The sequence below is a fragment of the Motilimonas sp. 1_MG-2023 genome (genome assembly GCF_030547455.1).
Taxonomy (GTDB): Bacteria; Pseudomonadota; Gammaproteobacteria; order Enterobacterales; family CBDFNC01; genus Motilimonas.
Map to the genome: position 1 here is coordinate 1 of NZ_JAUOPX010000106.1, position 984 is coordinate 984.

Annotated in this window: 1 protein-coding gene; it reads left to right on the forward strand. The window is 48.4% G+C overall.

All coding sequences use genetic code 11. From position 1 onward, the window contains the following. Positions 1 to 905 (forward strand): IS110 family transposase (locus tag Q4519_RS21615; RefSeq protein ID WP_303515989.1); only part of this gene is annotated, 905 nt, incomplete at its 5' end. Between the last annotated feature and the right edge of the window lie 79 nt (positions 906 to 984).

Genomic DNA, 984 nt, shown 5'->3' on the forward strand with positions numbered 1-984 from the left:
AGCCTTCACGTGTTGCAATGGAATCATGTGGTAGCGCCAGCTATTGGGCGCGCTTGGCCCAGTCCTATGGTCACGAAGTCACTTTACTGAGTCCTCGTTTTGTTAAAGCCTTTCGCGTTGGTCAAAAAACAGATGCTAATGATGCGCTAGCCATTGCTACTGCGTTGGATGCACCCAGTGCACGCCCTTGTATGGTCCTTTCTGAAGAGCTGCAAGCATTACAAGCCCTTGACCGTATTCGTACCATCTTGGAAAAAACCAAGCGGCAATTAGCCAATCAAATTCGCGGCTTATTACTAGAATTTGGCATTGTTATCGAGCAAGGGGAGTCGGCGTTTCATCGCAGAGTACCTGAGATACTTGAAGATGTGGATGAACAGCTTCCGCCATTATTACGAGCAGGCATCGCTCACTCTTATGAAACTTATGAAGAGCTGCATGAGCAAAAAGAAGCTCGCGACGTTGAGCTCAAAAAGTATGTGCAAAACAATGCCGATTGTCGCCGGTTAATGGCCCTGGAGGGCGTTGGTCACATTTCTGCCTTGGGTTTGTTAGTACGATTACGCGGAGGTGATTACGACAGTGGTCGCAATGCGGCGGCTTGTATAGGGCTGACACCCGTGCAACATTCCAGCGGTGAAAAAGTGAGAATGGGGCGAATAGCAAAACAACAAGGTAGCACCTTGCGCAGTTGCTTATTTTTAGGAGCCCGCTCGGTGGTATGTAAGCTCAAACATCGCGAGCCAACGACCGAGAAAGAGCGTTGGTTAAAGGGATTGATAGCTCGAAGAGGCATCAAGTGTGCCGCAATCGCCTTGGCAAATAAAACGGTCAGAACGGCAGTTGCGATGTTACGCAATGGCAACGACTATCAACCGCAACCGTTGGCTGCAAACGCAGCTTAATTACCACCGAAGTACAACAGCGTTACTGTAAAGAATTGATTCAATAGCATGCAAGTTAATAGGTAAGACCAACCACTGA